This is a genomic window from Rhodococcus sp. IEGM 1409 (assembly GCF_030056735.1).
Classification (GTDB): domain Bacteria; phylum Actinomycetota; class Actinomycetes; order Mycobacteriales; family Mycobacteriaceae; genus Rhodococcus_F.
The window spans coordinates 156,161-182,034 of sequence record NZ_JASHKN010000006.1; the positions used below are offsets into that span (position 1 = coordinate 156,161).

Annotated in this window: 28 protein-coding genes; 16 read left to right on the forward strand and 12 right to left on the reverse strand. The window is 62.2% G+C overall.

The features are described 5' to 3' along the window. The first annotated feature begins 115 nt into the window (after nt 1–115). Both QM716_RS17605 and QM716_RS29385 read left to right on the forward strand, forming a co-directional pair. On the forward strand, nt 116–1,009 hold the full coding sequence (locus tag QM716_RS17605; protein ID WP_283305304.1) for a serine hydrolase: 894 nt from the start codon (nt 116–118) through the stop codon (nt 1,007–1,009). A gap of 561 nt (nt 1,010–1,570) precedes the next feature. Continuing rightward, nucleotides 1,571–1,732: a hypothetical protein gene (locus QM716_RS29385; protein WP_502942086.1), complete on the forward strand. Its 162-nt coding sequence runs from the start codon at nt 1,571–1,573 to the stop codon at nt 1,730–1,732. A gap of 8 nt (nt 1,733–1,740) precedes the next feature. On the opposite strand, the gene QM716_RS17610 is transcribed toward QM716_RS29385, so the two are convergent. Both QM716_RS17610 and QM716_RS17615 read right to left on the reverse strand, forming a co-directional pair. Then, nucleotides 1,741–2,814, reverse strand: coding sequence for a VIT1/CCC1 transporter family protein (locus QM716_RS17610; protein ID WP_283305305.1), 1,074 nt, complete (start codon nt 2,812–2,814; stop codon nt 1,741–1,743). A 24-nt stretch (nt 2,815–2,838) separates the two neighbouring features. Beyond that, complete coding sequence (locus tag QM716_RS17615) at nt 2,839–3,684, reverse strand: alpha/beta hydrolase (protein WP_283305306.1); 846 nt, start codon at nt 3,682–3,684, stop codon at nt 2,839–2,841. 191 nt (nt 3,685–3,875) lie between these two features. On the opposite strand from QM716_RS17615, the gene QM716_RS17620 reads away from it, so the two are divergent. After that, entirely contained in the window at nt 3,876–4,514 is a 639-nt protein-coding gene (locus QM716_RS17620) for a DUF4232 domain-containing protein (RefSeq protein ID WP_283305307.1), read from the forward strand. 1 nt (nt 4,515) lies between these two features. On the opposite strand, the gene QM716_RS17625 is transcribed toward QM716_RS17620, so the two are convergent. From QM716_RS17625 to QM716_RS17635, 3 genes are read right to left on the reverse strand one after another with little or no spacing between them, the layout of a single operon-like run. Next, a complete protein-coding gene (locus QM716_RS17625) occupies nt 4,516–5,586 on the reverse strand; it encodes an ABC-2 membrane transporter-related protein (protein WP_283305308.1) in 1,071 nt (356 codons plus the stop codon). Continuing rightward, the gene (locus tag QM716_RS17630) at nt 5,583–6,452 is read right to left on the reverse strand and encodes an ABC transporter ATP-binding protein (protein WP_230817556.1); all 870 of its coding nucleotides are present in this window, start codon (nt 6,450–6,452) and stop codon (nt 5,583–5,585) included. The genes QM716_RS17625 and QM716_RS17630 overlap by 4 nt, the downstream gene beginning before the upstream one ends. Beyond that, nucleotides 6,449–6,865 carry a GntR family transcriptional regulator gene (locus QM716_RS17635; RefSeq protein ID WP_007729675.1) on the reverse strand — a complete coding sequence of 139 codons (417 nt, stop codon included), beginning with the start codon at nt 6,863–6,865 and terminating at the stop codon, nt 6,449–6,451. Before QM716_RS17635 ends, QM716_RS17630 begins: the two co-directional genes overlap by 4 nt. Nucleotides 6,866–7,173: 308 nt before the next feature. Between QM716_RS17635 and QM716_RS17640 the strand changes: the two genes are divergently transcribed. The 4 genes from QM716_RS17640 to QM716_RS17655 are packed head-to-tail and all read left to right on the forward strand — an operon-like array spanning nt 7,174 to nt 11,282. Further along, a complete protein-coding gene (locus QM716_RS17640; RefSeq protein WP_283305309.1) occupies nt 7,174–8,133 on the forward strand; it encodes an ABC transporter substrate-binding protein in 960 nt (319 codons plus the stop codon). Between the two features lie 7 nt (nt 8,134–8,140). After that, nucleotides 8,141–9,175, forward strand: a complete 1,035-nt coding sequence (locus QM716_RS17645) for a FecCD family ABC transporter permease (protein ID WP_283305310.1) — start codon at nt 8,141–8,143, stop codon at nt 9,173–9,175. Further along, nucleotides 9,172–9,960 carry an ABC transporter ATP-binding protein gene (locus QM716_RS17650; RefSeq protein ID WP_283305311.1) on the forward strand — a complete coding sequence of 263 codons (789 nt, stop codon included), beginning with the start codon at nt 9,172–9,174 and terminating at the stop codon, nt 9,958–9,960. The genes QM716_RS17645 and QM716_RS17650 overlap by 4 nt, the downstream gene beginning before the upstream one ends. After that, complete coding sequence (locus tag QM716_RS17655; RefSeq protein ID WP_283305312.1) at nt 9,960–11,282, forward strand: bifunctional adenosylcobinamide kinase/adenosylcobinamide-phosphate guanylyltransferase; 1,323 nt, start codon at nt 9,960–9,962, stop codon at nt 11,280–11,282. Before QM716_RS17650 ends, QM716_RS17655 begins: the two co-directional genes overlap by 1 nt. A 2-nt stretch (nt 11,283–11,284) precedes the next feature. Here the strand turns inward: QM716_RS17655 and QM716_RS17660 are convergent, their stop codons facing one another. After that, nucleotides 11,285–12,070 carry an IclR family transcriptional regulator gene (locus QM716_RS17660; RefSeq protein ID WP_283305313.1) on the reverse strand — a complete coding sequence of 262 codons (786 nt, stop codon included), beginning with the start codon at nt 12,068–12,070 and terminating at the stop codon, nt 11,285–11,287. Next, nucleotides 12,067–13,605, reverse strand: a complete 1,539-nt coding sequence (locus tag QM716_RS17665) for an APC family permease (RefSeq protein ID WP_283305314.1) — start codon at nt 13,603–13,605, stop codon at nt 12,067–12,069. The genes QM716_RS17660 and QM716_RS17665 overlap by 4 nt, the downstream gene beginning before the upstream one ends. A gap of 348 nt (nt 13,606–13,953) precedes the next feature. Between QM716_RS17665 and QM716_RS17670 the strand changes: the two genes are divergently transcribed. From QM716_RS17670 to QM716_RS17705, 8 genes are all read left to right on the forward strand, one after another. Next, a complete protein-coding gene (locus tag QM716_RS17670; protein WP_283305315.1) occupies nt 13,954–14,544 on the forward strand; it encodes a MauE/DoxX family redox-associated membrane protein in 591 nt (196 codons plus the stop codon). A 43-nt stretch (nt 14,545–14,587) separates the two neighbouring features. Further along, nucleotides 14,588–15,196, forward strand: coding sequence for a redoxin domain-containing protein (locus QM716_RS17675; protein WP_283305316.1), 609 nt, complete (start codon nt 14,588–14,590; stop codon nt 15,194–15,196). Nucleotides 15,197–15,271: 75 nt separating this feature from the next. Continuing rightward, a complete protein-coding gene (locus QM716_RS17680; RefSeq protein WP_029256402.1) occupies nt 15,272–15,943 on the forward strand; it encodes a methylamine dehydrogenase light chain in 672 nt (223 codons plus the stop codon). Next, a complete protein-coding gene (locus tag QM716_RS17685) occupies nt 15,940–17,259 on the forward strand; it encodes a hypothetical protein (RefSeq protein ID WP_283305317.1) in 1,320 nt (439 codons plus the stop codon). The genes QM716_RS17680 and QM716_RS17685 overlap by 4 nt, the downstream gene beginning before the upstream one ends. Then, nucleotides 17,256–18,845 (forward strand): multicopper oxidase family protein, encoded by a 1,590-nt coding sequence (locus QM716_RS17690; protein ID WP_283305318.1) that lies wholly within the window; start codon nt 17,256–17,258, stop codon nt 18,843–18,845. The genes QM716_RS17685 and QM716_RS17690 overlap by 4 nt, the downstream gene beginning before the upstream one ends. 27 nt (nt 18,846–18,872) lie before the next feature. Beyond that, nucleotides 18,873–19,220: a plastocyanin/azurin family copper-binding protein gene (locus QM716_RS17695; protein ID WP_283305319.1), complete on the forward strand. Its 348-nt coding sequence runs from the start codon at nt 18,873–18,875 to the stop codon at nt 19,218–19,220. Continuing rightward, the gene (locus QM716_RS17700; protein WP_283305320.1) at nt 19,220–19,543 is read left to right on the forward strand and encodes a cupredoxin domain-containing protein; all 324 of its coding nucleotides are present in this window, start codon (nt 19,220–19,222) and stop codon (nt 19,541–19,543) included. Before QM716_RS17695 ends, QM716_RS17700 begins: the two co-directional genes overlap by 1 nt. Nucleotides 19,544–19,617: 74 nt before the next feature. Beyond that, nucleotides 19,618–20,454 (forward strand): methylamine utilization protein, encoded by an 837-nt coding sequence (locus tag QM716_RS17705; protein ID WP_283305321.1) that lies wholly within the window; start codon nt 19,618–19,620, stop codon nt 20,452–20,454. Between the two features lie 95 nt (nt 20,455–20,549). On the opposite strand, the gene QM716_RS17710 is transcribed toward QM716_RS17705, so the two are convergent. From QM716_RS17710 to QM716_RS17720, 3 genes are all read right to left on the reverse strand, one after another. Then, nucleotides 20,550–21,239 carry a SanA/YdcF family protein gene (locus tag QM716_RS17710; protein WP_283305322.1) on the reverse strand — a complete coding sequence of 230 codons (690 nt, stop codon included), beginning with the start codon at nt 21,237–21,239 and terminating at the stop codon, nt 20,550–20,552. A 25-nt stretch (nt 21,240–21,264) separates the two neighbouring features. Continuing rightward, nucleotides 21,265–21,819 (reverse strand): ATP-binding cassette domain-containing protein, encoded by a 555-nt coding sequence (locus QM716_RS17715; RefSeq protein WP_283305323.1) that lies wholly within the window; start codon nt 21,817–21,819, stop codon nt 21,265–21,267. Nucleotides 21,820–21,946: 127 nt separating this feature from the next. Continuing rightward, nucleotides 21,947–23,110, reverse strand: a complete 1,164-nt coding sequence (locus QM716_RS17720) for an alpha/beta hydrolase family protein (RefSeq protein ID WP_283305324.1) — start codon at nt 23,108–23,110, stop codon at nt 21,947–21,949. A 175-nt stretch (nt 23,111–23,285) separates the two neighbouring features. Between QM716_RS17720 and QM716_RS17725 the strand changes: the two genes are divergently transcribed. Further along, a complete protein-coding gene (locus QM716_RS17725; protein ID WP_283305325.1) occupies nt 23,286–23,726 on the forward strand; it encodes a VOC family protein in 441 nt (146 codons plus the stop codon). A gap of 21 nt (nt 23,727–23,747) precedes the next feature. Here QM716_RS17725 and QM716_RS17730 read toward each other — a convergent pair whose 3' ends face one another. After that, on the reverse strand, nt 23,748–24,347 hold the full coding sequence (locus QM716_RS17730; protein ID WP_283305326.1) for a TetR/AcrR family transcriptional regulator: 600 nt from the start codon (nt 24,345–24,347) through the stop codon (nt 23,748–23,750). A gap of 92 nt (nt 24,348–24,439) precedes the next feature. Then, on the reverse strand, nt 24,440–25,873 hold the full coding sequence (locus tag QM716_RS17735; protein ID WP_283305327.1) for an FUSC family protein: 1,434 nt from the start codon (nt 25,871–25,873) through the stop codon (nt 24,440–24,442). Nucleotide 25,874: the final 1 nt, after the last annotated feature.

The window sequence follows — 25,874 nt, forward strand, 5'->3', positions numbered from 1 at the left end:
ACTGAACCTCACGAGGACGTTCGTCGATTCGTACAAGACCCTCCGTCGTCGACTCACTAGCGTCAGATCCATTAGTAAACCCGGATATATCTATACCGATGAAAGGGATCCTTGAATGACCGAAACTTCCACGCACACGAACAGCGCACAACAGCAGATCGCTGCCGTTCTGGCCGAGGCGAAGACCGATGCGTTCGTACACGCACGTGACGTCGATTCCGGTGAAGAGTTCGGCTACGGCGCTGACGAAGGTGTCATCCTCGCGTCCGTTTTCAAGATTCCCGTCGTGCTCGAATACGCCCGTGCCGTGGCAGCAGGCACGCTGGATCCGACCGAGTACGCCACAGTGACCTCGGAGTACCGATCCGGCGGCATCGGGATCGGCGGATGCGCCGACGACGTCACCGCCAGCTGGCGAGACCTCGCGCTTCTCATGATGAGTTTCAGCGACAACGCCGCCACCGATTTCCTCTACGAACGTCTCGGTGTAGACAGCATCGTTGCAACGATGCGCCAGCTCGGCTTGGAGAAGACCAACTTGAACCTCGACTGCCGCGGCATATTCACCACTATCTACGAAGATCTCGGACTCGAAAAAACCACCGTGTTGGAGTTCCCCGAAATCGATGTTCTCAACACAATGTCCATAATGGATCCCGCCCGCACCAACTCCAGCACTCCCCGTGAGATCACCATGTTGCTGGCCGCAATCTGGCGCGACGAAGCAGGGCCAACGGCAGCCTGCGAAGAAGTCCGAACAATCATGAGCAAGCAGGTCTGGCCCCATCGACTTTCTTCCGGCTTCCCGGACGAGGTCTCGGTTGCGGCCAAAACCGGCACCATGCCGCTAATACGAAATGAAGCAGGCGTAGTGATGTATCCAGATGGCAATCGTTACGCTGTCGGTGTCTTCACCAAGTCTTACGAACTCACCGATCGTGCCCCGAAGATCGACCTCTCGATTGGAACCGTCGGCCGCATCGCGGTCGAAGCACTCCGCAACAACTGACAAACCAAATGCTGTGGGCCACACTGTGTACACAGTGCGGCCCACAGCATTTGACGCTCGACCTAACGCGGAGCGCGCAGACGAAGCTGCATCATCAATCGCATCACCCGCGACGGGAATACGCCACTATCCCCAATCAACTGGCATCGACCAACCGAACTCAGAGCGCGGTTGTCGCCGCCGAGAATTGAACGCCGCACCCATCGACACCCACCCTGCGATGGCGAACACCGAAGCCGCACCGTCGAACACCGCCATCGCCACCCGCTGGTCGTAGGGCGGCGCATAGGTGGGCAGAATCCGTTGCGGGCCTTCTTAGTTGAGTTATCACCACTTGCTGTTCATGTTGTTCGCGAGCCATTCCGCGTCCGACTGGACCATCGGTCCTCGCAGGCAGTAGCGGCCCGCGTTATCCTCAATGAAGTAACACGTGCGCCAGCCCTGCGATCGCGGAAGCACCGGCCTGGTGCGTCAGTTCGTCGGCTGGCGGCAAGGTCGGTATCGCCGTCGTACTCATCGACGCGGGAACACTACCCCCGCCCCCACTGAGAAACTTCTGTTATCGTCGCCACCATCGACCCGGCGACCAGATGGCACCGGATCCTCCCGAGCCAACGGACCGACGAGATCGCCCATGCACTGCGCAAACACACCGAGGCCGTGGTGTGCCAAATTCCGGTTCGGATCGATCCGGCTCACCGCGATCCCGCCCTACGCGCATGAGCCGACGCTCAGAGCGAGGTCCCGAACAACATGCCGAGCAGATACGTCGCGCCGGCGGCGCCGTAGCCGATCGCAAGTTGGCGTAGCGCCCGCTTGAACGGCGGCCCGCCCGACAGCAGACCGACCACAACGCCGGTAGTGAGCAACGCGATCCCCACGAGAACGGACGCGACGATCAGAGCGGTCACGCCTTGCAGACCGAACAGGTACGGCAGCACCGGAATGATTGCGCCCGAGGCGAAGAAGCAGAAACTTGCCGCAGCTGCACCCAACCCGGTGCCGACCGCTTCATGGTCGTCGACATCGTCCGCGGTGCCGAAGGTGCTGTTCGCGAGGACCTCGGCGGCGCGCTGGTCCGCTTCCTCGGCCGACATGCCGCGGGCCCGGTAGACCAGGGCCAATTCGTTGGCGTCGACGTCGAGCAATCCGACGGCTTCGCTGGCTGCGGGGCCAGGATTGGAGGCTTCCAACAACTCTCGCTGAGAGCGGACTGAAACGTACTCGCCGGCTCCCATCGACAGGGCGCCGGCCAGAAGCCCGGCCATGCCGGTGATCAGAACGATCTGGTTGGAAACGCCGCTACCGCTGATGCCGAGTACGAGTGCGAGGTTGCTGACCAGGCCGTCGTTGGCTCCGAAGACGGCGGCACGAAACGTCCCCGAAAGTCTGTTGCGGCCCCGTGTCGCCAAGGCCCGCACCACTTCTTCGTGGATCTTCTCGTCCGCGCCCATCGACGCGGTTGCATCGGCGTCGTTCGGATAAGGGGATCGGGTCTCCGCGCGCTGGGCAAGAGCGAGCACGAACACGGAACCGAAACGCCTGGCCAGAAAGCCCAGTATCCGGGTGCGAATATCACCGCGAAGTGGTTTACCGACGTGATCGCCGAGAAGGGCCCGCCAGTGCGCCTCGTGTCGGCCCTCCGCGTCGGCCAGAGCGAGAAGGATCTCGCGCTCCTCACCGGTACGCCTACCCGCGAGATCGCGGTAGACGGCAGCCTCGGCCTGTTCGTCGGCGAGATATCGTCTCCAGCGCTTGACATCTCGAGGGTCTGGATCGGGTCGTGCGGCCGGAACTGTGGACATCGTGTTCCCCTTCCGGTGAGGCGGTCACGCTTCGAGTACGCGGTCCATCCACGTCGTCAGATCGTTGATGACGTCGTCGCGATTGGTCTCGTTGAAGATCTCGTGCCTGGCACCCGGGTAGGTGTAATAGGTGACGTCTTCGATCCCGGCCGAGTTGTACCGCTCGACTGCGACGTCAGTACGGCTCAGCACAGCATTGAGAGGATCCGAGGTGCCGACGAAGACCAGGATCGGAAGATCTTGCCGCACGCCTTCGACGTCGACGAACCTCGGCCCGGCCGCGATAAGTCCACCCATGCCGGCGTCGTCCAGGCTGAAACCACACAGCGGATCGTTGATGTACAGATCCACCTGCGCTTCGTCGCGGCTGAGCCAGTCGTGCGGAGTACGGGCCGGTTCGAATTCGGCATTGAGCTGGGCCAAGACGTCCGGACCGTCGTTGACGAGGCTCTCGATGAGTTGATCGACCGCGGTGGTCCCCGACAGTGCGACTGCGTCGATCAGGTGCGAATGATCGAGGATGTACTGCTGCGAAGCGAACGAACCGAGGCTGTGGCTGAGCAGTACGACGGGCGGGCCGGGGTGTTTGTCGCGGATGATGCTCGTGAGGGTCACCATGTCTGCCACCAAGCGGTTCCAGCCGTCGTCGCCGATGTTGCCTGGACCGGCATGCATGCTCTCACCGTGGCCGCGGTGGTCAGCCGCATAGACGTGGAAACCGCGAGCATTCAGGGCTTCGGCAACGTGTGCGTAGCGTTTTGCGTGCTCACCCATCCCGTGCGCGAGTTGAACAACCCCTCGAAGTTCCTGCTCGGTGGGCCATTCGTGGACATGAATGACCACTCCGTCGTCGCTGGTGAAGGTGAACATTCGCTACTCCCGGTGGTCACGATCCGGACAGGTCTTTTCTCATGCTAGATCCGCCGCGGCAATCCATCCGGGAAGTAGGTCCTGATCACCGGCGAGCCTGATTCGTTTCTGCACATCCGGCTTCGAATTCGGATATACCGGACGCAGATTTACCGGACACGCTTGTCGACCAGCCTGAGGAGTACAGAGCCATGAAGCCCAACCGCATGCGGAACATCGGCTTGTTGGCGGCTCCACTTGCTCTCGCCATTCTCAGCGGTTGCGGCTCGGACGAAACGGGAACGGCCGAGAGTTCTCCGGCGCCCGCCAGGACAACGACTGTCTCTACGCCGACGACCTCGACCGGTACTGCCGCACCCTCGACGACCCATACCGATCACACCCAAACCACAACCTCGACGGCGCCCAATCCCGAGGGTTGCGCGATCGGGGAACTGAACGTCACTCTCGGTCAGCCGAGCGGCGCCGCTGGTTCGGTGGAGCTTCCGGTGGTCTTCACCAACACTGGTGACCGCACGTGCACGCTCGACGGTTTCCCCGGCGTCTCGTATGTCACGGGAGCGTCCGGAAACGAAGTGGGTGCTGCCGCCGGCCGCTCCGGGTCCGGTTCACTCGTCTCCCTTGCCCCTGGCTCTGCCGCAACGTCTTTGGTGCGCGCCACGAACGTCGAGAACTACCCGGCAGATCAGTGCGGCGTGACTGACGTTGCGGGACTGAGGGTTTACCCGCCCAACAGCTACGACTCGGTCTTCCTCGCCTACCCCACCAAGGGTTGCTCGATTTCCGGCGCAAACATCAACCAGCTGACGGTCGCGCCGGTCGCCCGCTGAGTCACGGCTTGAGGCGTCGTAGACCCCTGAGCGCCGGCACGAGGAACAAGCCCGAAAGAATCAGGACGAGTGCAGCTTCCGTGAACTGGAAACGCCAGAACCGATCAGCTGAGTGGTAGCGAACTTCGTAGTGATCGACGCCGTGTTCCCGCAAACAGATCTCCATCTCTCTGTTCTGCTGCTCTGACAGCACATCCATGCGGAGGCTGTATTCGGCACCAGTCTCCTCCGGGCGCTGATCGTACGGGTTTTCACCGCCGGATCCACCCCACGTGCACTCGTCGTATCTGATGTCGACCCAGTTACCTCGGAGGTCGACATATCCCTGCGAGAGTTCCCAATTGACCGCGAGGACTCTGTCATCGCTCGAATAGTAGGAACTGGATCCGGCAATGGGTGATGTTCGGACACTCGGCTCGGCGTAATCGGGTCGTGCAACCAACTGAAATGCTGCCAGGATCGCAACAACACCGACCATCGTGATAGCCATTGCGCCGATCGAACTACGCACCAGCAAAGCCAGTGCCGCTCCGAGCATGAGCGCCATGAATGTGTACGCACCCAAGACCAGTCCGCTGGATTGAAAGAGCGGATACGACAGGTTCGACATCTCGACGAAAGTCGAACGCCCAGCAACAAATGCATACCGGGAGTTGTCCGGGAGAGATCGAGCCCATTGCAATGCAAATCCGAGCAATGCCGAAGCCACAGAAATCGGTAGGAAGACAATCAACACCCGGGTCCAGAACCAACGGGTCCGACTGACCGATTGGGTAAGCCCCAATACGTGTGTTCCTTGTTCGATATCCCGCGAAAACACGGTGACACCGATCAACACGCCGAGGAACACCGGCAGAGCCGTCGCAACCACTGTCGTCAGGGTGAGAGCAGTCTCTGCCGTGCAGATCGCGGTGATGTCATCGAAGCAACTGAGTGGCGATCCGAAGAGTTGGGTTTGTCCGCTGCTCTTGATGATCGCACCACTCGACAAGACAATGACTGCGAGTACTGCGATGAATCCCAATGACACAATGAGCGATGTGCGGTGATGCCGCCACGTAACCCAGATCATGCCGCCACCATCGTTTCTGCGCTCAGGTGCCCGAGCACCACGTCGTCGAGAGTTGCGTCGTCGATCACCCAGCCTGCCCGAGGGCTCGGACGGATTCCCTCCACCACATGAGAATTCGACCGCATCCCCTTGTCGGTATGAATGACCGCACCGGCGCCGACCACGTCCGAAGGATCGCCGTCCCCGATCAATACGTAATGGGCAGCAATCAATTCATCCAACGGACCGGACAATCTCGCATTTCCACCGCCCAGGAGAAGTAGTCGATCCGAGACATCCGCCAGTTCGGAGACGATGTGGGACGACAACAGAACCGTCGTGCCGTACTCGGCAACGTCCTCGAGCAGTGTCGTCGCCACGGACCGACGTGCCACCGGATCGAGATCCGCCAGAGGCTCGTCGAGTAGAAGCAACTGCGGTCTGCGTCCGAGTGCCAAAGCCAGTGCAACCCTGGTTCGTTGGCCTGGTGACAGCGTCTTCGCCTTTGCATCGAGAGCAATCCCAGCGCGCTCCACCAGATCCAGAGCGTACTTCGCATCCCACTCGTCGTTGGTGTATGCGCCGAATCGAAGAAGTTCTGCAACAGTGAATTTGGGGTACAGCGGCTTATGTTGAGCGAGGTACGACAGGCCTGGGCAGATGCCATCCTGATCCGGCGTGCTGCCGAGGACCGAGATCGAACCGTGGTCAGGCATCGTCAACCCGACCGCCAAGGACATCAGCGTGGACTTACCAGCGCCGTTCACCCCGACGAGGGCAGTGATGCTTCCGGTGGCCACCTCGAAAGTGCAGGCGTCGAGCACCTTCTTCTTGCCGAAGCGCTTGTCCACGTCCTGCATCGTCAGTGCCGATTCTTGCTCAGTCATGATGTCTCCCCCTGCTTTCCGGACGGATCCGATTCGATGAACGTCTTCTCGAGTTCCAAACTCACCAGTGCTTCGATGTCCGTCCGCTCGAGTCCAGCGGCCACGGCATCTGCAACCCAGCGGGCCAACTCGCGACGTAGCGCAGAGCTTTCCGCCATACCGGGCTTGGCCAGGGACTTGACGACGAACGTGCCCAATCCAGGCCGCGGAGCAACAAGTCCGTCGCGCTCGAGTTCCTTGTAGGCCTTCAGGACTGTGTTCGGGTTGATCGCGAGCGCTCCCACGACGTCCTTGGCTGTGGGCAGCCGATCCCCGACTTGGAGATCACCGAGCCTGAGCGCCTGCTTCACCTGAAGGACCAATTGCACGTATGTGGGAATGCCGGATCGGCGGTCGATACGGAAGTCGATCATCCGAACCCTTTCACTAGTTCATTAGTGGAATAGATATTTACCCTGCCTTGACCTCCCGGGTCAAGCCCGACGGCCCCTGTAAAGTGCAGATGCCCCGGTTCGCCGGGGTGCCACGCTGCTCGTGTGAAGTTCGGTGAAACCCCGGCACTGTCGACGCAACTGTGAATTCGCCCGTCACTACCCGAGGCGAACGAGTCAGGTCACCGGCCTCGTGGCGACACGATGGTTCTCGGACGAAGGACCGCTCGTGGCGCTTCGCCTCGCGGCCGCGCTGCTCGCGACCCTCGTCCACTAGCGGAGGGGTGGCTGTGAGTAGTCGGCCGACACGTAGATTCAGATCCGTACTTGCAGCGCTGACGGTGAGTACCGCACTGCTTGCCGGTGCCTGCAGTAGCTCCACGTCCGACGCACCCACAACGACAGCTGCCTCGGACGACTCGTTCCCGGTGACTGTTGTTTCCGGTCCGACGGATTCCGGCACGGACATCACCATCGAGTCACGTCCGCAGTCGATCGTGTCACTCAGTCCCAGCGCCACCGAGACCCTGTGGGCCGTCGGCGCGGGCGATCAGGTGAAGGCCGTCGACAATCAGTCCGACTACCCGGCCGGCATCCCGGTCACCGATCTCTCGGGCTTTCAACCGAACGTCGAAGCCATCCTCGGTTACGCACCGGATCTGGTGATCGCTTCGGACGACATGAACGATCTTGTCTCCGGACTGCAAAAGGCGAAGGTGCCGACGCTCCTGTTACCGGCAGCGACGAGCATCGTCGACGTCTACGCCCAGATCGAGCGCGTCGCGAAAGCCACCGGCCACGAGGACAAGGGCACCGAAGTTGTCGACACAATGCGCTCGGACATCGACGCCGCTGTCGCCAGTGTTCCTGCGCGCCAACAGCCGCTGACGTACTTCCACGAACTCGACTCCTCGCTCTACACCGTCACGAGTTCCAGCTTCGTCGGGCAGATCTACTCGCTGTTCGGCATGAAGAGCATCGCCGACGCCGCGGGGCAGGGTGACTATCCGCAGCTGTCCGCCGAATTCGTGGTGCAGGCCAATCCCGATCTCATCTTTCTGGCAGACTCCCAATGCTGCGGAGTGACAGCAGAATCCGTCGCCGCTCGTCCTGGTTGGAGCGGCATGAAAGCTGTCACCGGCAACCAGATTCATGTACTCGACGAGGACCTCTCGAGCCGGTGGGGGCCCCGTGTCGCGGATCAGGTGAAGGCCGTCGCGGCCATCGTGGCCCAAGTTCCCGCGGCCTGAGTACTCGATGATCAAAGCCGGTATCTCCCACCATCGGACGGCCGTTCTGTTCGGCGCCGCACTGATTCTGTGCGCTGCCTTACTGATCGGCGTTCTGGTGGGGCCGGCTGGATTGACACCTGATCGGACCATTCTCGAACTGCTGGACGGAATACCCGGCATCCACATCGATTCCGGTCTCACCGCAACCCAGCAGGCGATTCTCTGGCAAATCCGGCTTCCGCGAGTAGTCCTGGGCGCGTTGGTCGGAGCAATGTTGGCCGTGGCCGGCGCTGCTTACCAGGGCGTGTTCCGAAATCCCTTGGCGGATCCGTATCTGCTCGGCGTTTCGAGCGGAGCAGGACTGGGCGCAACCCTCGCCATCGTTTCGGGCGGAGCACTGGGCATGTTCGGAATTCCCATGGCCGCCTTCGTCGGTGGCGTGCTGGCGGTGTTCGCCACCTATACGCTCGGCCGAAGCATTGGCGGGCCGCAGAACGCGGTAGTCATCATCCTCGCCGGTGTCGCTGTCGCGGCGTTCACGAATGCAGCGCAGACATTTGTTCAGCAGCGGTTCGACGATTCACTGCGCGAGGTCTACTCCTGGCTGCTCGGCGGACTGTCCACCGACGGTTGGTCGGAAGTTCTGGTTGTCCTGCCGTATGTCGCGCTGGCATCCGCCGTCATCCTGGTACACCGGCGCGTACTCGACGTGATGGCAGTCGGTGACGTCGAAGCGGCCAGCCTCGGCGTCGACCCGGCCAGATCCCGCCTGGTATTGGTGCTCGCCGCAACTCTGGGAACGGCCGCAGTCGTGAGTGCAAGTGGACTCATCGGCTTTGTCGGAATCGTTGTTCCCCATGCGGTTCGACTGGTAGTCGGCCCGTCGCATCGGTTACTTCTCCCCCTGTCGCTCATGCTGGGTGCGGCGTTTCTCGTCCTCACCGACGTCGCCGCCCGCACGGTCATGGCGCCGGCCGAACTCCCCATCGGGGTTGTGACCGCGATGATCGGCGCTCCGTTCTTCCTTCTGGTTCTGCGCCGTAGTCGGGTTTCGGCATGACCGACAGCGCAGTCCGGTGCCGCGGCCTCCGAGTCGACCTCGGCGGCAAGGACGTCGTCGACGGCATCGATCTCGATGTGACACCGGGCGATTGGGTTGCCGTGGTCGGGCCGAACGGCGCCGGCAAGACGACCTTGATGCATGCCCTCGCCGGATTGATTGCGTCCAGAGGTGAGCTCAGCGTCGGGGGACTCAGTCCACGCAATTCCAGCCGCAAGGCCATGTCAGCCGTAGTCGCACTGATGCCGCAGCGCCCGGTGGTACCCGAGGGCGCGACGGTTGCCGAACTGGTGGCGCTCGGCCGTACTCCGTATCTACGACGCTTCGGAACCGAAACCGCCACAGACCGTTCGGTGATTTCCTCGGTGATCGAAAGGCTCGACCTCACCGAGTTCGCAGATCGACGGGCCACCGAACTTTCCGGCGGCGAATTGCAACGCGTGGTCCTGGCTCGGGCACTGGCTCAAGAACCGCAGGTACTGCTCCTGGACGAGCCCACCAGCGCCCTCGACATCGGTCACCAGCAGCAGGTTCTCGACTTGGTGGAGGAACTGCGAGAAGCCGACAACATCACTGTCATCGCAGCGATGCACGACCTCACTCTCGCAGGGCAATACGGTCGGCGAATCGTGTTGCTGGACAAAGGTAGCGTCGTTGCCGACGGCACACCCGCAGCGGTACTGCAAGCAGACCTCCTCGGCCGTGTGTACGGCGCACGGGTCGAAATCCTGGACCGGCCCAGTGGTCCCATAGTTGTTCCGATTCGGCAGGAAGGCACCCGCTGATGGAACTGGTGATCCTCGGCACCGGCGCTGCCGACGGTTGGCCGAACCCTTTCTGTACCTGCCCTTCTTGCCTGGCGGCATTGTCGAATGGAACCATTCGCGGACACACCGCTGCCTTGCTGGACAACCGAATCCTGTTGGACTGTGGGCCGGAAGTACCGCGTGCCGCGTCGCGATTCGGCCGCACATTGGCGCACGTTCAACACATTCTGCTCACGCATTCTCATCCCGACCATCTGGGCCCGATGGCATTGCTGTTTCGGTCGTGGGCATCTCGTACCGAACCACTACAGGTTCTCGGACCACCGGACGCCATTGAGCTCTGCCGAGACTGGGTAGGCCCGGGTGATCCGGTGACCTTCACGCCACTCGAGGCTGGTCAGGCGATCATGTTGGGCACCTATCGTGTTCGAACATTCGAAGCCGCGCACGAAGTACCCACCCTTCTCTACGACATCACCGACGCATCCGGAACCCGAATCTTCTGGGCCACCGACACCGGGCCACTGCCCGAAGCAACCTTCGACGCCCTTGCCGACGCGCGTTTCGGCGCCGTCTTCCTCGAAGAGACCTTCGGTCACAAAACTGATCACGGCACCGGGCACCACGATCTGCCGAGTTTCGCAGAGACGGTGTCGCGACTACGTAACTGCACGGCAATCACCGACCGAACCGACGTTGTCGCCGTACACCTCGGACACCACAACCCAGTCGAAAACGAACTCTCAGAAGCACTTCGCGTGTCCGGGGCGCGAGCGGTTCCGGATGGGACTGTGCTCGAGATCGGGGTAGGACAGAGCCATCGAACTCTTATCACCGGTGGCGCCCGCTCGGGCAAGTCCACCTACGCGGAGGGCCTACTTGCCGGGTACCGGCACGTCACGTACATCGCCACCGGGGATCCGCAAGACGACGATCCCGACTGGATCGAACGAATTGCGTCGCATCGCGCGCGGAGGCCGTCGACGTGGACGACACTCGAGACCTCCGAGGTGGCCGAAATTCTGGCAGGCGCAACAACACCGATCCTGATCGACTGCCTCGGCACGTGGTTGACCGCACGCCTGGACCGACATCAGGCGTGGACCACAGGAGATCTCAGCGGCGTCCACGCAGATATCGACGTCTTGGCCGACGCCTGGGCCGACTGTCCGGTACCGATTGTCGCCGTCACCAACGAAGTCGGAAGCGGTGTGGTCCCGGACACGAAGTCCGGGAGGTTGTTCCGTGATCTACTCGGTCTGTTGAACAGCCGCATCGCCAGCGCATCGGAGTCCGTGGTTCTGATGACAGCCGGGCTCCCCCTGAGCCTGCGTGTGTGACGTCAGAGCAATCCGGTGAGCTGGCGCGCACAATCGAGGAGGAAGCCGACCAACTCTCGATCGTCTTCCGTCACTCGCCCACTCGCTCCCTGAACACACAACCCACCTGCCACCAAGTCCGCGTGATCCCGAACCGGTACCGCCAATGCGGATCGACCCAGGCGGCACTCCTGGTTCTCGAACGCAAATCCTTGCAGGCGAACAGACCTCAGCTGTTCAGACAAAACATCGAAGTCACCGATCGTGAACGCCGTGACCCGGCGCAGTTCCAAGCCCGGAAGCAACAGCTCGTCATGCGCCAACAACACCTTCCCCAGCGCATTCGCGTGAAGGTTCTTCGACAGCGCGGCGATTCCGATGATCTCGTGGTCGGGATCCTTGTCGACAAAACGCAAGCGCCCACCGGTGAAGGATGCGACGTGCAATCCGAACCTCGTGTGTGTCCGCATATCTTCGACGCGCTCGTGCAGAGTCGGCGCCGGACCGCTCGCCGACGCCGCGTGTGAGAGCTCGGCAGTTCGACGCCCTAGCGCAAACCCGGACAGGTCTGGCACCCGCACCAGAAAGCCCTCGGCCACCAGCAGATTGAGCATGCGATACGCCGTGGCCGAAGGGACGCCTGCAAACGTGGCGATCTCCTTCGCAGTCGTTCCCGGCCCCAAGTGAGCTACAGCCTCGAGCATCCCGAGTGCTTTCTGAACCGCACGCGGTTGTTGCCCACTGAAGTGGGTCTCTTCGCCGATCCGTTTGCCTGATCGTGGACCAGCGGTTGCACGGTCTGCGGTCACCACCCAGGCTCCGGGGAGTTACCTTCAGCGGTATCACGATCCGGGACAAGTCGTCTTCGCCCGTCGCCGTCGATCAGCAGTGTGCCGGCACCGGGCAACAGGTCCGCCGTCTCGACGCTGTCGAAGGCGCCCACCATCAGAAGGCTCTCAGGTCTGGCTCTTCGAAGCAACGCGCTCCACACGGTCCCCGACGCAGCGACAACAAGGGCGGCGATCGGCAGGGCCCACATCCCGTGTACCGCGGCGTCGAGCACGATGTAGACCAGTAGGCTCGCCCCGGCAGCGCCCACGGACACAGTGCATATTCGGGTCATCGACGTGTGTTCCCCGATTCGGCGCAAGAACTTCCACGAAGCAAAGGCCACCAGGGTGTAGGCGCAGACCAACGCTGTCTCGACTACGCCGTCGAAGGATCCGGAATCGTCGCGAACCGTATCGGAGTAGACGAATACTCCGATCGCGCTTGCCGCGACAAAGGCAAGTACCGCAACGTACGGGGTACGAAATCGTCTGTGCACGCGAGCGAGCGGCGACGGCAGTACCCGTTCGATCCCCATCGAGTACAGCAACCGCGAGCCCGCCTGCGCACAACCGAGGGTCGATGCGAACCAGGAACACGTCATTCCGATCTTGACTGCCAGAACCACTTCCGCGCTAGCTCCGGATGCCGTTCCTTCGAAGTACGCTCCGACGATCGTTGCGCCGTGACCGGTCATCGCCGCCCAGGCCGCAAAAACGAAGAGAACCCCGCAGATGATCGGCGAAATGAGGACCGTGCGCGTGACACTGATGAGTGGTCGTTTTGCTTCCGGACCGAAGAACGCCGAGCTCTCGAAGCCCGCCATGCTGAGTACGGTCAGCATGGCGAGAAACGGCACAGCGCTCAGCGACGGATTCGGCAGGGCAACAGCAGTTGTCGCGCTAGTTTGCGTCGCGAGCATGACCACTACCATCAGAATCAGCGAGCACGCTTCGACAACGAGGATCGCTCGGGTAGCGAACCGGACGCCTCGCACTGCAATCCACGCGACGGCCAGAGCAATCGCCACCGTCGTGATCACCGTCGCCGCGGTCCCTCGAACGTCGGGTCCGACAATGGCGACGGTATCCAGCAGACTCGGAACCGCCTGGGAGAAAACCGATACCGAGATTCCGAGGTAGCCGAGCACCAAGGCGGCGCCCGCCGTCAGTGTCGCCCGGATACCGGAGCCCTGGAAGACGAAACTGTACAACGATCCTGCTGCGGCCAGTCTCCGCGTGAACTGAGTGATGCAAAACGCAACGAGAAACACCGCCGATGTTGTCGCTGCAATCGCAGCCAACCCGACGTAGCCGGGACTGTAGGTGATCATCCACAGGGCGATGAACACCATTCCTGTTGCCGGCGCGATCGTGGAGAGCGATTGCCCCAACAGGTCGATCGGGGTCAGACGTCCCCGTCCGAGACCGCGGAGCGGGGAGAACACGGGCTCACTGTGTTGATCCGCATCCTGCGCTCGCGTGATCGCTGCACGCAGTGCCGCACTCACGGCCATGTCTCACCGTCCGTCGTGTCCGGGCCCGAACCTACGAGCGAATTGTCAGAATTCGGTCAAGTTAGTCCGCTTATGTTTCGGCGCAGTTTCCACGATGGCGCGCACAGGACTGTCAAGTGAGAATCCGATCTTGTTTCCCTCCCAGCGTCATGCCGGATCAGTGGCGGCCGGTGGTATCACGCCTCGGCGGACAGCTCATCCACCTGCGGGTTCACCGATTCTCAACCGAGAACTGCTCTCTCAGTTGCACCTCGTCCAGGCGTAGCGCGGTCGACGCGGGTTCGCAGCACGGCCCGTACAGGATGTGTCCAACACACCACCGGCCCTGCCGAACAGAATGGAGGAAGCATGGACTTCGTCAGCGCCACCACTGCGGCGATAATCGGATTTGTTCTACTGCTCGCCGGCATTCCCAAGCTGAACGACCACGACGGGGTACTCAGTTCCGTTCGCGGTTACAAGGTGCTGCCGGCGCGACTCGAAGTTCCGATCGCTCGCGCCCTTCCCGTCGCGGAAACCGTCGTGGGTGTCCTCCTGGTTCTCGGCGTTGCCCATCGACTCGCGGCCTTGGCCGCTGCCGTGATGTTCGCGTCGTTCTTCACAGGCCTCACGATCAATCTCCTACGCGGCCGACGCGATCTCGACTGCGGTTGTTTTGCATTCGGAGTCGGCAAGATTCCGCATATCGGGTGGTTCCACGCCGTTCGCGCCGGAACACTTGCGGCGATATCCGTGGCCGCGTCGGTCGCTCCCAACCACGCCGAGATCGGCGTCCAGATCGTGGCGGCAACCTTCGGATTCCTCCTCGTTCTGGTTGGAGTTGCTCTCGCACAGATTCGTTCGGTCGTCCACCTCGGACGACGCCCCGTCGACGACTACCTGTCGAGCGCGTCCATCCGACTCCGTACCGCCGAAACCGCATCTCGGTACGGCTCGTGAAACATATCCACAGCCCCGAAAACTCGAAGGCAGGACTACTACGATGACCACTTTCCTACTCGTTGCGACCGTGATCCTGGTGATCGCGGTAGCAGTACTCTTCTTGATGGTTCTTGCCCTGGCTCGTGAAATCGGTCGCGTACAAGTACGTCTCGGCCCCCTCGGCGCCCGCATGATGGATACCGGGCCCAAGGTCGAACAAAGCGGCCCGTCGTTTGCCGGTCTGATCGACCAGGAGGGACGAACCGTCGGGGTCGGCGGTCACCGCGACAAGCCCCAGCTCCTGCTGTTCACGGCACCGAGTTGCTCGACCTGCAAGAGCCTGCTTCCCGGTGTAAGGGCAATGGCGCGAGCCGAATCCGACCTCGACGTGGTGATCATCTCCGACGGAACACCCGAAGAGCACCGCGAGTTTCTGGCCGGTAGCGGGATCGGTTCCGAGCTCAGTTACATCGACGCCCGAGACGTCGGCATCGCATACCAGGTGGGTACCACTCCCTACGGAGTGATTCTCGACGAGCACGGCAAGATCCGAGGAAAGGGTCTGTGCAATCACATGGCTCAAGTGGAGAGCCTGCTCAATGCGCTCGAATCCGGCACACCCTCACTCCAGCACCTTCATGCCCAGGCGAAATCCGGCAGCGCGGCCTGATCATCCTGCACAGTTCGATCCTCTTCACGAATCAGGAGAAAATCGTTGGACGACAATGAATTCCCACAGCACAACATGACGGAGAATCGATATCCCGTCGACGAGGCGACAGTTCAGGCCCAGGCCGAATGGATGGCGGGCCAGGGCGGTTCGCTCACCAGTCGAACAGGGCGCAAACTCTCCGAGCGAGTTTCGCGGCGGTCGATGATCAGTCGGATCGGCAAGTGGACCATGGGTGTGTCAGGAGTCGCACTGATCAGCACGCTTCCCGTGACTCGCAGCGCCTTCGCTCAAGAGCCCGAAGTTCCTGCGCCCGCGCCGGGGCCCGAGCCCCTTGTCCCCGTCTACGACGGCAAGGATCCAGCCGAGTGCGAGTACTGGCGCTGGTGCAACATGGACGGAACATCCTGTGCCGCATGCAACGGCGGCGGTGTCACCACCTGTGCGCCCGGCAGCAAGCCCGGCGCAGAGTTCTGGGTCGGATGCTGTACCAATCCTGATACCGGTAAGACCTATCTGATCGCCTACTACGACTGCTGCGGCGCGCCTTCGTGTTCCAACGCATTCTGCGGCGAACCGGACATGCAGGCAGTGATGTACAACCCTGTCTCCGGAAGCTACGACCAGGAAATCATCTGGTGTGTCTCCGACGAGTCTCAGGCGTACACCTGCACGATGGCGCCCATCATCGGTGAGGACTGCCAGACTCGACCGGCCGAGCGCCCCAAGGTCGGTGCCGGATCATGAGCAGTTCGCGAACCCGAAAACTGGCACGCCCAGCCGTTGCGATCATTCCACTCACCGTCGTACTCGCGCTGGCCGGATGCAGTTCGTCCGACAACGACGAACCCTCCAGCGCAGGCGATGTCACCTATCCGACAGTTCCGTTCACTGCCCCGGGCGAGGGGATCTCACTCAGGCACGACGACCAGGAAATCGGCGATACCATTCCCGAACCACTGCACGTCGGTTCGATCACGCCGATCGCAGCTGACCGCCTACTGGGCGTCGAGGGTGGATTCGGCCAGCTCGAGCTCAGTGTCAATGTGATCGATCCGAAAACCGGTATGGCCGAAAGTCGAATTACCGTCGGTCCGGGAATCTGGGATCCGGTCATTCACGGATTTGTCGGGGATTCTCCCGAGGACCCTGCGGTGCTCGCGGCCGAGGTGTGGCGTCCCCGAGGTTCCCGCGGCGCCGCAGATTTCACGGTCAGCACCTACTCCGGCAACCTGCTGGAACCCGCCGAGGTCACTCTTCCGGACGTCGCGCGCGTACATTCCCGACTCGGCTCCAACGCCGTGACCTCCGACGGCAAGTTCTTTGTCACCTGGGATGACGGGTTGTACGGCATCCGGGTGGTCGACCTCGAGAAGAAGGAAGCGACCGGTGCTCTTCAGATAGTCGGCTGCGGCCCGTTCACGTGGATGGTCGAGCACGAGTTGTACAGCGTCTGTGAGGACACCCGAGAACTGCTGCACGTCACGATCGGGGACGACGGCGTCCCGAAGGAAACCGCCCGAAGCAAGGTCCTACCCGAAGATTTTGTCTCCACGCGCAAGGTCACGTGGGCATCGGAAGCGCAAAAAGCGTTGCTGGTCAGCGAGAACGGCGATGTCTACGTTTTCGACTTCTCCAACGGACTGCCTCAGGAAGTTGTCAAACCGATCGGGAACGCCGGGCAGGATTCCGGTCGATTCTCGGAGAACGTCGTCAACGCCGACGCATCCCGACTCGCAATCGCCTACACGGACACCGCCATTCATCCGGACTCTGCTCGGGGAGGCTCGCTCGTCAAGATCGACCTGTCCGACGCCGCGACCTACGCCCCGGTGAAAAGCTTGACGCTCGCAGACCTCGGCCTGACGGACATCAAGAGCATGACCTTCTCCGTCGACGGCGCCACGTTCTACGTGCTCGGCACGGGGCCGGAAGTCGAAGGTTCTGCACCGCAGAAGATCGTGGGGTACAACGCGACCACCGGTGAGCAGGTCAGCTCCGTCGATGTCTCGGGCAACGTCGGTGATGTCAGTGGGTTGATCACACCAGAAGTACTCCGATGAGTCGTCCCGGATCCGGTGTGGTGATGGGCCGGCGCCGCTTCCTGAGTTTGGGAGCACTCGGCGCCGGAGCACTCGGGCTCGGCGCTGTGGGCACGATCACCGGATGCAGTTCCACTGCAGCAACTCCGACGTCCACGGCCGATCTCGACTACATCCTGCCCACCGACCCCGAAGTTGCTGCAGCAGAATCGGCCCGGACCTGGAATGGAACCACCGCAGCGTTTGCCCTGACCGCCGGATTCTCGACGGTCGATCTCGGCGGACGTCTGGTGAACACATGGACGTACGGCGGTGCGGCGGTGGCTCCGGAGCTTCGTCTGAAGTCCGGAGACCGTGTCAGTGCCTCCGTCCAGAACGGTCTCGATGCCGAAACGACGTTGCACTGGCATGGAGTTCGAATCCGCAACGACATGGACGGCGCGGCACCCACCACGCAGGCCCCCATCGGTGCGGGTTCGGGTTTCGACTACAACTTCATCGCACCGGATCCGGGAACGTACTGGTACCACTCACATAGCGGCTTACAAGCCGATAGGGGACTGTTCGGCGCCATGATCGTCGAGGACCCGAACGACTCCAGCGGAGCCGACGCCGATGCCGTTCTGGTCCTCGACGACTGGCTCGACGGATTGGGCACCACCCCGGATTCCGTCCTGATGGCACTGAACCCGGCAATTTCGGGCGGGCATGGCGGACACGGTGGTGGAGCAACAACTCCGGCGGAACACTCGGAAGGTGACATGTCCACCGCACAGCAGTTGGTGAGCGCCGGTCACGGTTCGTCCGAGGCACTCGGCGGAATGACCCAACACATCGCGTATCCACTGCACTTGATCAACGGGCGACCACCCAATGATCCTGCTGTCATCAGCGCTGCAGCCGGTTCGACCCTACGACTACGAATCATCAACGCGGCAGCCGAAACTCCGTATCGGTTTGCCGTGGCCGGACACGAGATGACGATTGTCGCCACCGACGGCTACGACGTGGTGCCAACTCCTGCCGACACCATCATCGTCGGTATGGCCCAGCGCTACGACGTGCTGGTCACGGTGAAGTCGGGAACGTGGCCGGTGGTGGCGAAGGTCGAGGGTCGGGACGGTTATGCGTCGACCGTCCTGCGCAGCACCGACGCCTTGGCTCTTGCGAATCCGGATGTGGGCGGAAATCTTTCGGAATTGGCCGGCCGACTGGTGCCCGAAAGCGAGCTCCGTCCTACGGAATCCGCACGGCTCGAGACGAAGTCGCCAGATCGCGACTACCACATCGAGTTGATCCAAGCCGGAGATCGATACGTGTGGGGAATGGCCGGTGCTGATGCGGGCAAGCTCGTCATGAAACAGGGCGAACGGGTTCGCATCACGATGAAGAACACGTCCACTATGTGGCACCCCATGCATACCCACGGACACACGTTCGCGGTACCGGACTACGGCGGACTTCGCCGCGACACCGTCAACGTCCTACCAGGCGCCGAGCTTGCCGTCGAGTTCGATGCCGACAATCCCGGCGAGTGGATGTTCCACTGCCACAACGCCTACCACTTCGAAGCAGGCATGACGGCAAATCTGCGTTACGTCCGCTGACAAGTTGAAGAATGGAGAGAACCCCTCATGAAGAAACTCGTTCCCGCTTTCCTCGCCGCATGTGCTGCCTTGAGCCTCACCGCCTGCAGTAGTGATGCCGGTGCGTCGTCGGACGAACCTGCCGTCGTGATCGAGGTGAAGAACATGGCGTACACACCGGCATCGGTCACCATCGAGAGGGGACAGACCGTCGAATGGAAGTTCGACGACAGCGGACTCCCCCACGATGTGGTCGGCAACGGTGAACTCGACGGGAAACTGAAGAGCGAGTTGCTCACCGAGGGGACCTTCTCCTACACGTTCGACGACGCCGGAACCTTCACCTACCACTGCACGCCCCACCCGATGATGGTGGGCACCGTGATCGTTCAATAGTGAGGAGGTGGATCGCCGGCTTCGGCGTCGGCGTCGCCGCAATGTTTGTTCCAGCCTGCGGCACAGAAGATCCCGTCCCCGATGTGGTGGTCGAGATCAGCAACGTTCAGTTCAGTCCGATGGACGTCACAGTAGAGCGTGGTGGCACCGTCGAGTGGCGCTTCGACGACGGCGGGCTCCTGCATCACGTCGAGTCGCCCGGACTGTTCGACAGCGGTATCACCGGGGACGGCGCATACCGGCACACGTTCGACAGTTCGGGCGTCTACGAATACTCGTGCTCCGTGCACCCGTACATGATCGGAGTCATCACAGTGCTGTGACATTGGCTCAACCTTTTTCGCTGCGAACTCTGGCTCACTACTTTTCCTGAACCACACACATTTTGGAGGATCTGATGACTACCGTTCTCTCACACGGCCCGCTCCAGACCGATGTGCCCGACATCCGGCCAACCCTTCGAGGCTCGGTCGGCACCGCTACTCGTGCGAGCCTCATCGCGGCAGGTGCGGCAGCAGGTGCCGGTATCGCACTCGTGGCTGTACCCTCCGCGACAACAGCTTTGACCTCTGCCGTTGTCGGAGCCGGACTGGTCACCTCGCTGGCCGCCAACTGGTCGACCTGCGGCATGTCCGTTGCCGGAGTTGTGGCCGCACCAAAGCAAGATGACCGAAAGGGATCCTCGACTCCGGTACGCCGACTCGGCTGGCACGCACTGGGTTCTGTCACGACGGGAGCAGTCACCGGCGCACTGATCGGCGCTCTCGGTGCGGCAGTGTCCGGCTACGTCCCGGTCGGCTGGGCGCTGGGCGTCTGGGCCGTCGTCGCGGTTGCGTACGGGCTGCACGAGTTGGGTGCAGTGAAGATGCCGACTCCGATGCGGCGCCAACAGCTTCCGCGCTATCTGCGCCGCACCATGGCGCCCTGGAAGGTCTCACTGATCTTCGGTGCGATCATCGGTCCGGGTTTTCTGATCTTCATCCGGTCGAGTGCGTACTACCTCTTGGCGCTCGGCGTCATCGCCTCGGGTTCACCGGCTCTCGGTGCGGCGCTGTTCACGGTCGTTTCCCTTGGCCGCTGCATACCCAGCCTCGCGGCAATCGTGCACACCAAGCGCGGTGGCTCGATGCCGGGATTCCTCTCGATCATGTGCGTCGTGGACCGTCGAGTGCAGAGCGTCACCGGCGCAGCATTGATCGCACTGGGAGCATTTGCCGCAGCATCACTGATCTGACTGTCGACCTAGCACCCTTTACCTCGAGTGAACACACGCTCCAACTCCCCGGAGCGTGTGTTCGCTCGACACAAACTGTGCGCACTCTCAGCGCGTCAGGACACCGAGAGCGCCGTCTGGACCGAATCCTCCGACGGCGACGTCACCTTTGCATCCCGTCCCCACAGCATGTCGAGTGCCGCCTTGGGTTTGGCGAGAGCCCACTCGCGGGCGGCGTTCTTGATCAGCGTCGCAGTAGCGCACCCACAATCGCTGTTCACACCGTCTGCGTCGATGCCGGCATCTCGGCACAACGCCACAGCACGAGGTACGTGATACCCCTGGGTGGCGATCAACGCTTTGGTGACACCATACGTATGTATGGCCCGAAAGCAGGTGTCATAGGTATCGAGGCCGTACGGATCCCCGACGATGCGACGCTCATCGATTCCCTGCTCCACCAGGTAGTTCGTCATCGCTGCGATCTCGTCACCCGAGCCGCCGTTCGCGTCACCGGAAACCAGGACCGCTTTTGCCTTCCCCGCTTCCATCAGCTCGACGGCTGCGTCCAGCCGTCCCTTCAGGAACGCCATCGGCTTGCCGTCCTTGATCTGCGCGCCCAGCACGATCACCACCGGCGCCTCGGGAGCGTCCGCCGCGTCCGACGTATGGCCCGCCGACGCGACGGAAATCCAGACGATCGAGCCCGCATAGACGACCGCTCCGAGCACGGCGATACCCCCAACCCAACGAGGCCACCTGCGCTTCCGCGGCGGTTTCACTGGATCTGCAGCGGCTTCGTCCATTCGTCGATCAAACCACACGGTTTCTTCACCGTTTACGCACTCGGTCGATCCTCCATCCCGCCGCGCCACTGCGCTCGGCCCACAGATCCGAATACTTTCCACCTCGCGCGATCAGGTCTTCGTGGGAACCGACCTCCCTGACGCTGCCATCTTCGAGATAGACGATGTGATCAGCTCCTTGGATCGTCGACAAGCGATGAGCGATCACCACCACCGTTCGGCCACGGGCCAATCGGTGAATCGCCTCCGTGACCGCGACTTCGTTCTCTCCGTCGAGGGCAGAAGTCGCTTCGTCGAGTAGAACGATCGGAGTGTCCTTGAGAAATGCCCGCGCAATCGAGACCCGCTGACGTTCACCACCGGACAGCAGTGATCCGCCTTCACCCACCCTCGTCTCTTCACCGCTCGGCAGACGATCGATCACTTCGTCGAGCCGGGAATCGCTCACCGCTTGGCGGACCTCCGCCTCCGTGGCATCCGATCTCGCTAACCGAACATTCTCCAGGATGGTGCCGTCGAACAGGTAAACCTGCTGCGAGACAGTCGATATCCGCGCCATCAGTGCCCGTGTTCCGATCACACTCGACCGTGTCCTCGACGGTCTCGAGGCGCGGCCGGACGCAATCAAAGAGTCACAGAAATGACGAGGGGTCGCTGTCGCACTTATGCGACGGCGACCCCTCGGATGATCTGGATTCTCGGTAGGCCTATCGGAACAGGTTCGCGACAAACGGAATCGTGTCGGCCTGCGATTCGACCAAAGCACCGCTGTGATCGGTGTTGTAGGTCTTGAACGTGACCGGTTCACCGTTGGCCACCAACGCTGCAACCAGCGAAAGTGCAGACGGTGCAGGGACATCCACGTCAAGTAGGCCTTGGCCGATGAAGATGGGGCGGTCGTATCCGCTCGTCGGCACACCCATGTAATCGTTCAGCAGACCCTGGAAGTTCGGGATCTGACTGAGCGGGCGGGAGAAGATGTCACCGAGGATCAGATCCTTGGACGCCTCGTCCAAGTCTGCGGCGCAGAGCTTTTCGGCCGAGTCGACCTTTTCCCTGCCCAAGTCGTTCAGGTAGGAATTCAAGTCGATCTCGGGGTGCGCTTCCCGCAAGCCCGCGAGGATGTAGAGCGCGTACGACGTCAATCCGCCGCCGAGGGCGATGGGAGGGAAGCCCGGACCGGCAGGCAGGAGCGTCAACTCGATGTTGGCCGGCACGCCGGTACCCACGCCACCGCGATAATCGAGAGAATCCCCACCGTATTCGGTGGCGTAGCGCGCCGTCGTGATGGCCGCGCCGCCGCCCTGCGACTGCCCGACCACTGCCCACCGATTCGAGATGGAGGGGTCGATGACCCGGGCCGCCTTGACCGAGTCGACTACGCTGTGCGCCTCCACCTTTCCATCGAGATAAGGCATCAGTCCCGGTGTTCCCAGACCGACATAGTCGGTGGCGACGACGGCGTAGCCCTCCGAGAGCCAGCGTCCCAGGTACGGGTAGTCACGTTCGGGCAGGCCGGGACCGACCAGCGAAGGGGCACAGGAATCGTCGAGTCCGGTTGTGCCGTGCGCCCAGGCGATGACGGGCCAACCACCTTCCGGTGCCGGACCGGCCGGGACGTAGTACGCGCCACTGCTCAGCGCGGGCCCGCCATTGGAACCGATGGTCCAGTACGTGAATCGCTTGGCGTCGGCGGTACCCGGAATCCACAGATCCTTCGGAAGCGGCTCACTCGACACCACAGTGCCGGTGGCTTGCGACGCGCTCGGTGCCTGTGCGGACGCGATGGGCGCAGCAACGGCGGAGCCGATCGTTGCAGCACAGAGAGCTGCGATGGATATGCGTGCGAACGACTTCGACTGGAATTTCACGTCTGACGACTCCGGTTCTGGCGATGGGCGACCTCGTTGGACGCTATCGTAGATTTTGTTTAACCGATCGGTCAAGCAAAATCTTGCAGCTTTGCGACACGTACACGTCGAGATCCCGGCCCCGACTCCGACCCAGCATCGAACCGGCACGAAGAAACAGTAGGAGGATGTGTCCATGGCACACGTACAGCGTTTCGACCACATCGGCATCACCGTCGCGGACCTCGAATCAGCGACGGCGTTCTTCGTCGGTCTGGGTCTCGAGGTGGAGGGCACCGGATCCGTGGAGGGTGAGTTCGTGGAAACCGTCTGCGGTATCCCTGGAGCCAAGTGTGAAATCGCAATGCTGCGCCCTCCTGGCGAAGGGTCACGGCTGGAGCTCTCGTCCTTCGTCACGCCCGACCACGTGCCCGGATCGCCGACGGCGATGGCCAACGAGATCGGGCTGCGCAATGTTTCCTTCGAGGTGGGCGATCTCCAGGCGGCGGTCGACGCGGTGGCAGCGGACGGTTACGGGCTCATCGGCGGGATCGGCGAGTACGAGAACAGCGTGCGCATGGCCTACGTACGTGGGCCGGAAGGGATCATCGTGTCCCTGTTCGAGCAGATCACCTGAAGCGTCACTGCAATCGGACCGTCAGATCGCCTTCCACGAGCTGACCAGAGCGCCCATCGCGGCCGCGAATTCGGCAAACGCCGCGTCGATCCTGACTCGGTCGCCGGTGGTCACCAGATCGAGTGTCAGCCCCCGAACCTGCGCCAACACGATCGTCGCGTAGCGATCAGCGCGATCGGGCGGACATCCATGCGCGAGCGCAGCATCCGCCAAACCACCCAACCAGTCCCCCACCACGTGTTCGAGAAACTCGCGATACCGCTCCGGATGCAACAACGCCTGTCCGTAGATTTCGAACATCAACCGAAAATTCGGCAACGACTCCGCTGAGGTGCGCGCGCTCCAGTAACTCGTCAACATCTCGACGACGTCAGTCCCGGATGAGATGTCGAGTGAAGAACTGTCACGGAGGGCTGCAACTACTTCCGTGAGCAGTTGTTCTTTCGATCCGAAATGATGAATGAGCGTCGCATGGCTGATCCCGAGGTCCTTGGCCAACGGCCGCATGGACAGTTCACCGACGCCGTTCGCCGTGACGTACGCGGCTACCTGCGCGAGCAATTCGGCGCGGCGATGCCGGTAACGCAGTTTCCGGCCGTCGATCGGCGTGCTGTCCTCCACCTGCAGGAGCCTACGCAGTACCGGAAACACAGCAGTACCGGAAACACAGCAGTACCGGAAACACGGCAGTACCGGAAACACGGCAGTATCGGTTACACGGTGACGTGCTGGCGATCCGAGCGGCTGATCGTGACAGCTGCGACGACAACACCGATCACCACGCCGATGAGAGTGTCCGCAACGCGAGCCACTGCCGCTTCGGTCCCGATCGGAGCGCTGAAACCGATGAGGAGCAGTGCCATCGGGGTAACGGCCAGTGATGTCAGTGCATAGTTCTTGATCACGAGCAGCTCCGCAGCAGTTTGCAGAATCACGACCACGGCAACCGCTTGCCAGTAGCCGAGCGTCAACGCGATGAGAGCAGCAGCGACGACGGCGCCACCGACGTTTCCCACCAACCGCTGAATCCCGCGCTGGACGGTCTGCTTGTAGTTCAGCCCCTGCATCGCTGCGATCGCACCCATCGACGCCCAGAGTGGATGCTCCAACCCGGCTCCCGCCGCGAGCCAACCGGCCAGAGCCGACGCTGCCACGATGCGGAGAGCATTCATCCGCACCGGGCGCGAATACAGCCGATTCAGTCCCTCGAGAAAATAGCCTTCGGGTGCGGCCAGGGTCTGTGCCGGCGCGAGATCGTGTTCGATCATGCTGGAACGCTTGAGCTTCCGAAGCTCCTTCTCGTGCCGAGCGATGCTGCGAATCAGGGTGGCGTCGGCGTGCAGCTGCCACTCCTGAACTGCCGCTTCTGCTTCGTCGAGCACTGCGACCAGTTCGCGTCCGTGATCGACGGTCGACTTGATCCGGCCACTCGACGCAATGACAAAGCGCGCGTTGGCAATCGATGCGAGTGCTGGGTCCACTCCGTCTTTGCCGGACTGTTCGAGGCGCCCCACGGCAGAGACGGCACGAGCCACTGCCAGGCGAGCAGGTCCCATCGGCAACACAAGTGCCGGAAGCATCGCGGCTACCCACCCGACCAGAACTCCGAGCGCACCGACAGTCACCAACCTCGCCAAATCATCGACGCTGGAAGCGTATCCGGCTGCACCGGTCGCCGCGAAGACGAGGATGACGGGCCCCGGCCCGGTGATCCGGAAGCCCGACATGAAGCAATACGACGCACCGGCAAGCAACGACAGGATGCCGATCTGCAACCACATCGGAACGCCCGCGACACCCATGGCGCCGCCGAAGGCAATCGAAACCACCAGTGCAGCACCCACCATTGCCAGCTTGCCGGCCAACCGTGGATACGGCTCGTACCTGCCGAATGCGGCACACAGCGCACCCAAGGCCGCGAAGCCGGCCAATTCCCGATGCCCGAGCAGTCCGCCGACCACGAGGACCACGGCGGTGGCGAGTCCGACCCTGATCGCGGGGGCGATGGTCGCGTCCGCGGATCCGATGCGAAAAGCCGCTCGCCACGTCGCCCCGGAGACGGTATGTGCAATGGCCTCACTCGAATGAGTGAGGCGGCTGGGCGTCCTGGCTGCGGTTTCGGTTCGGGTCACCCATCCAGCATACATT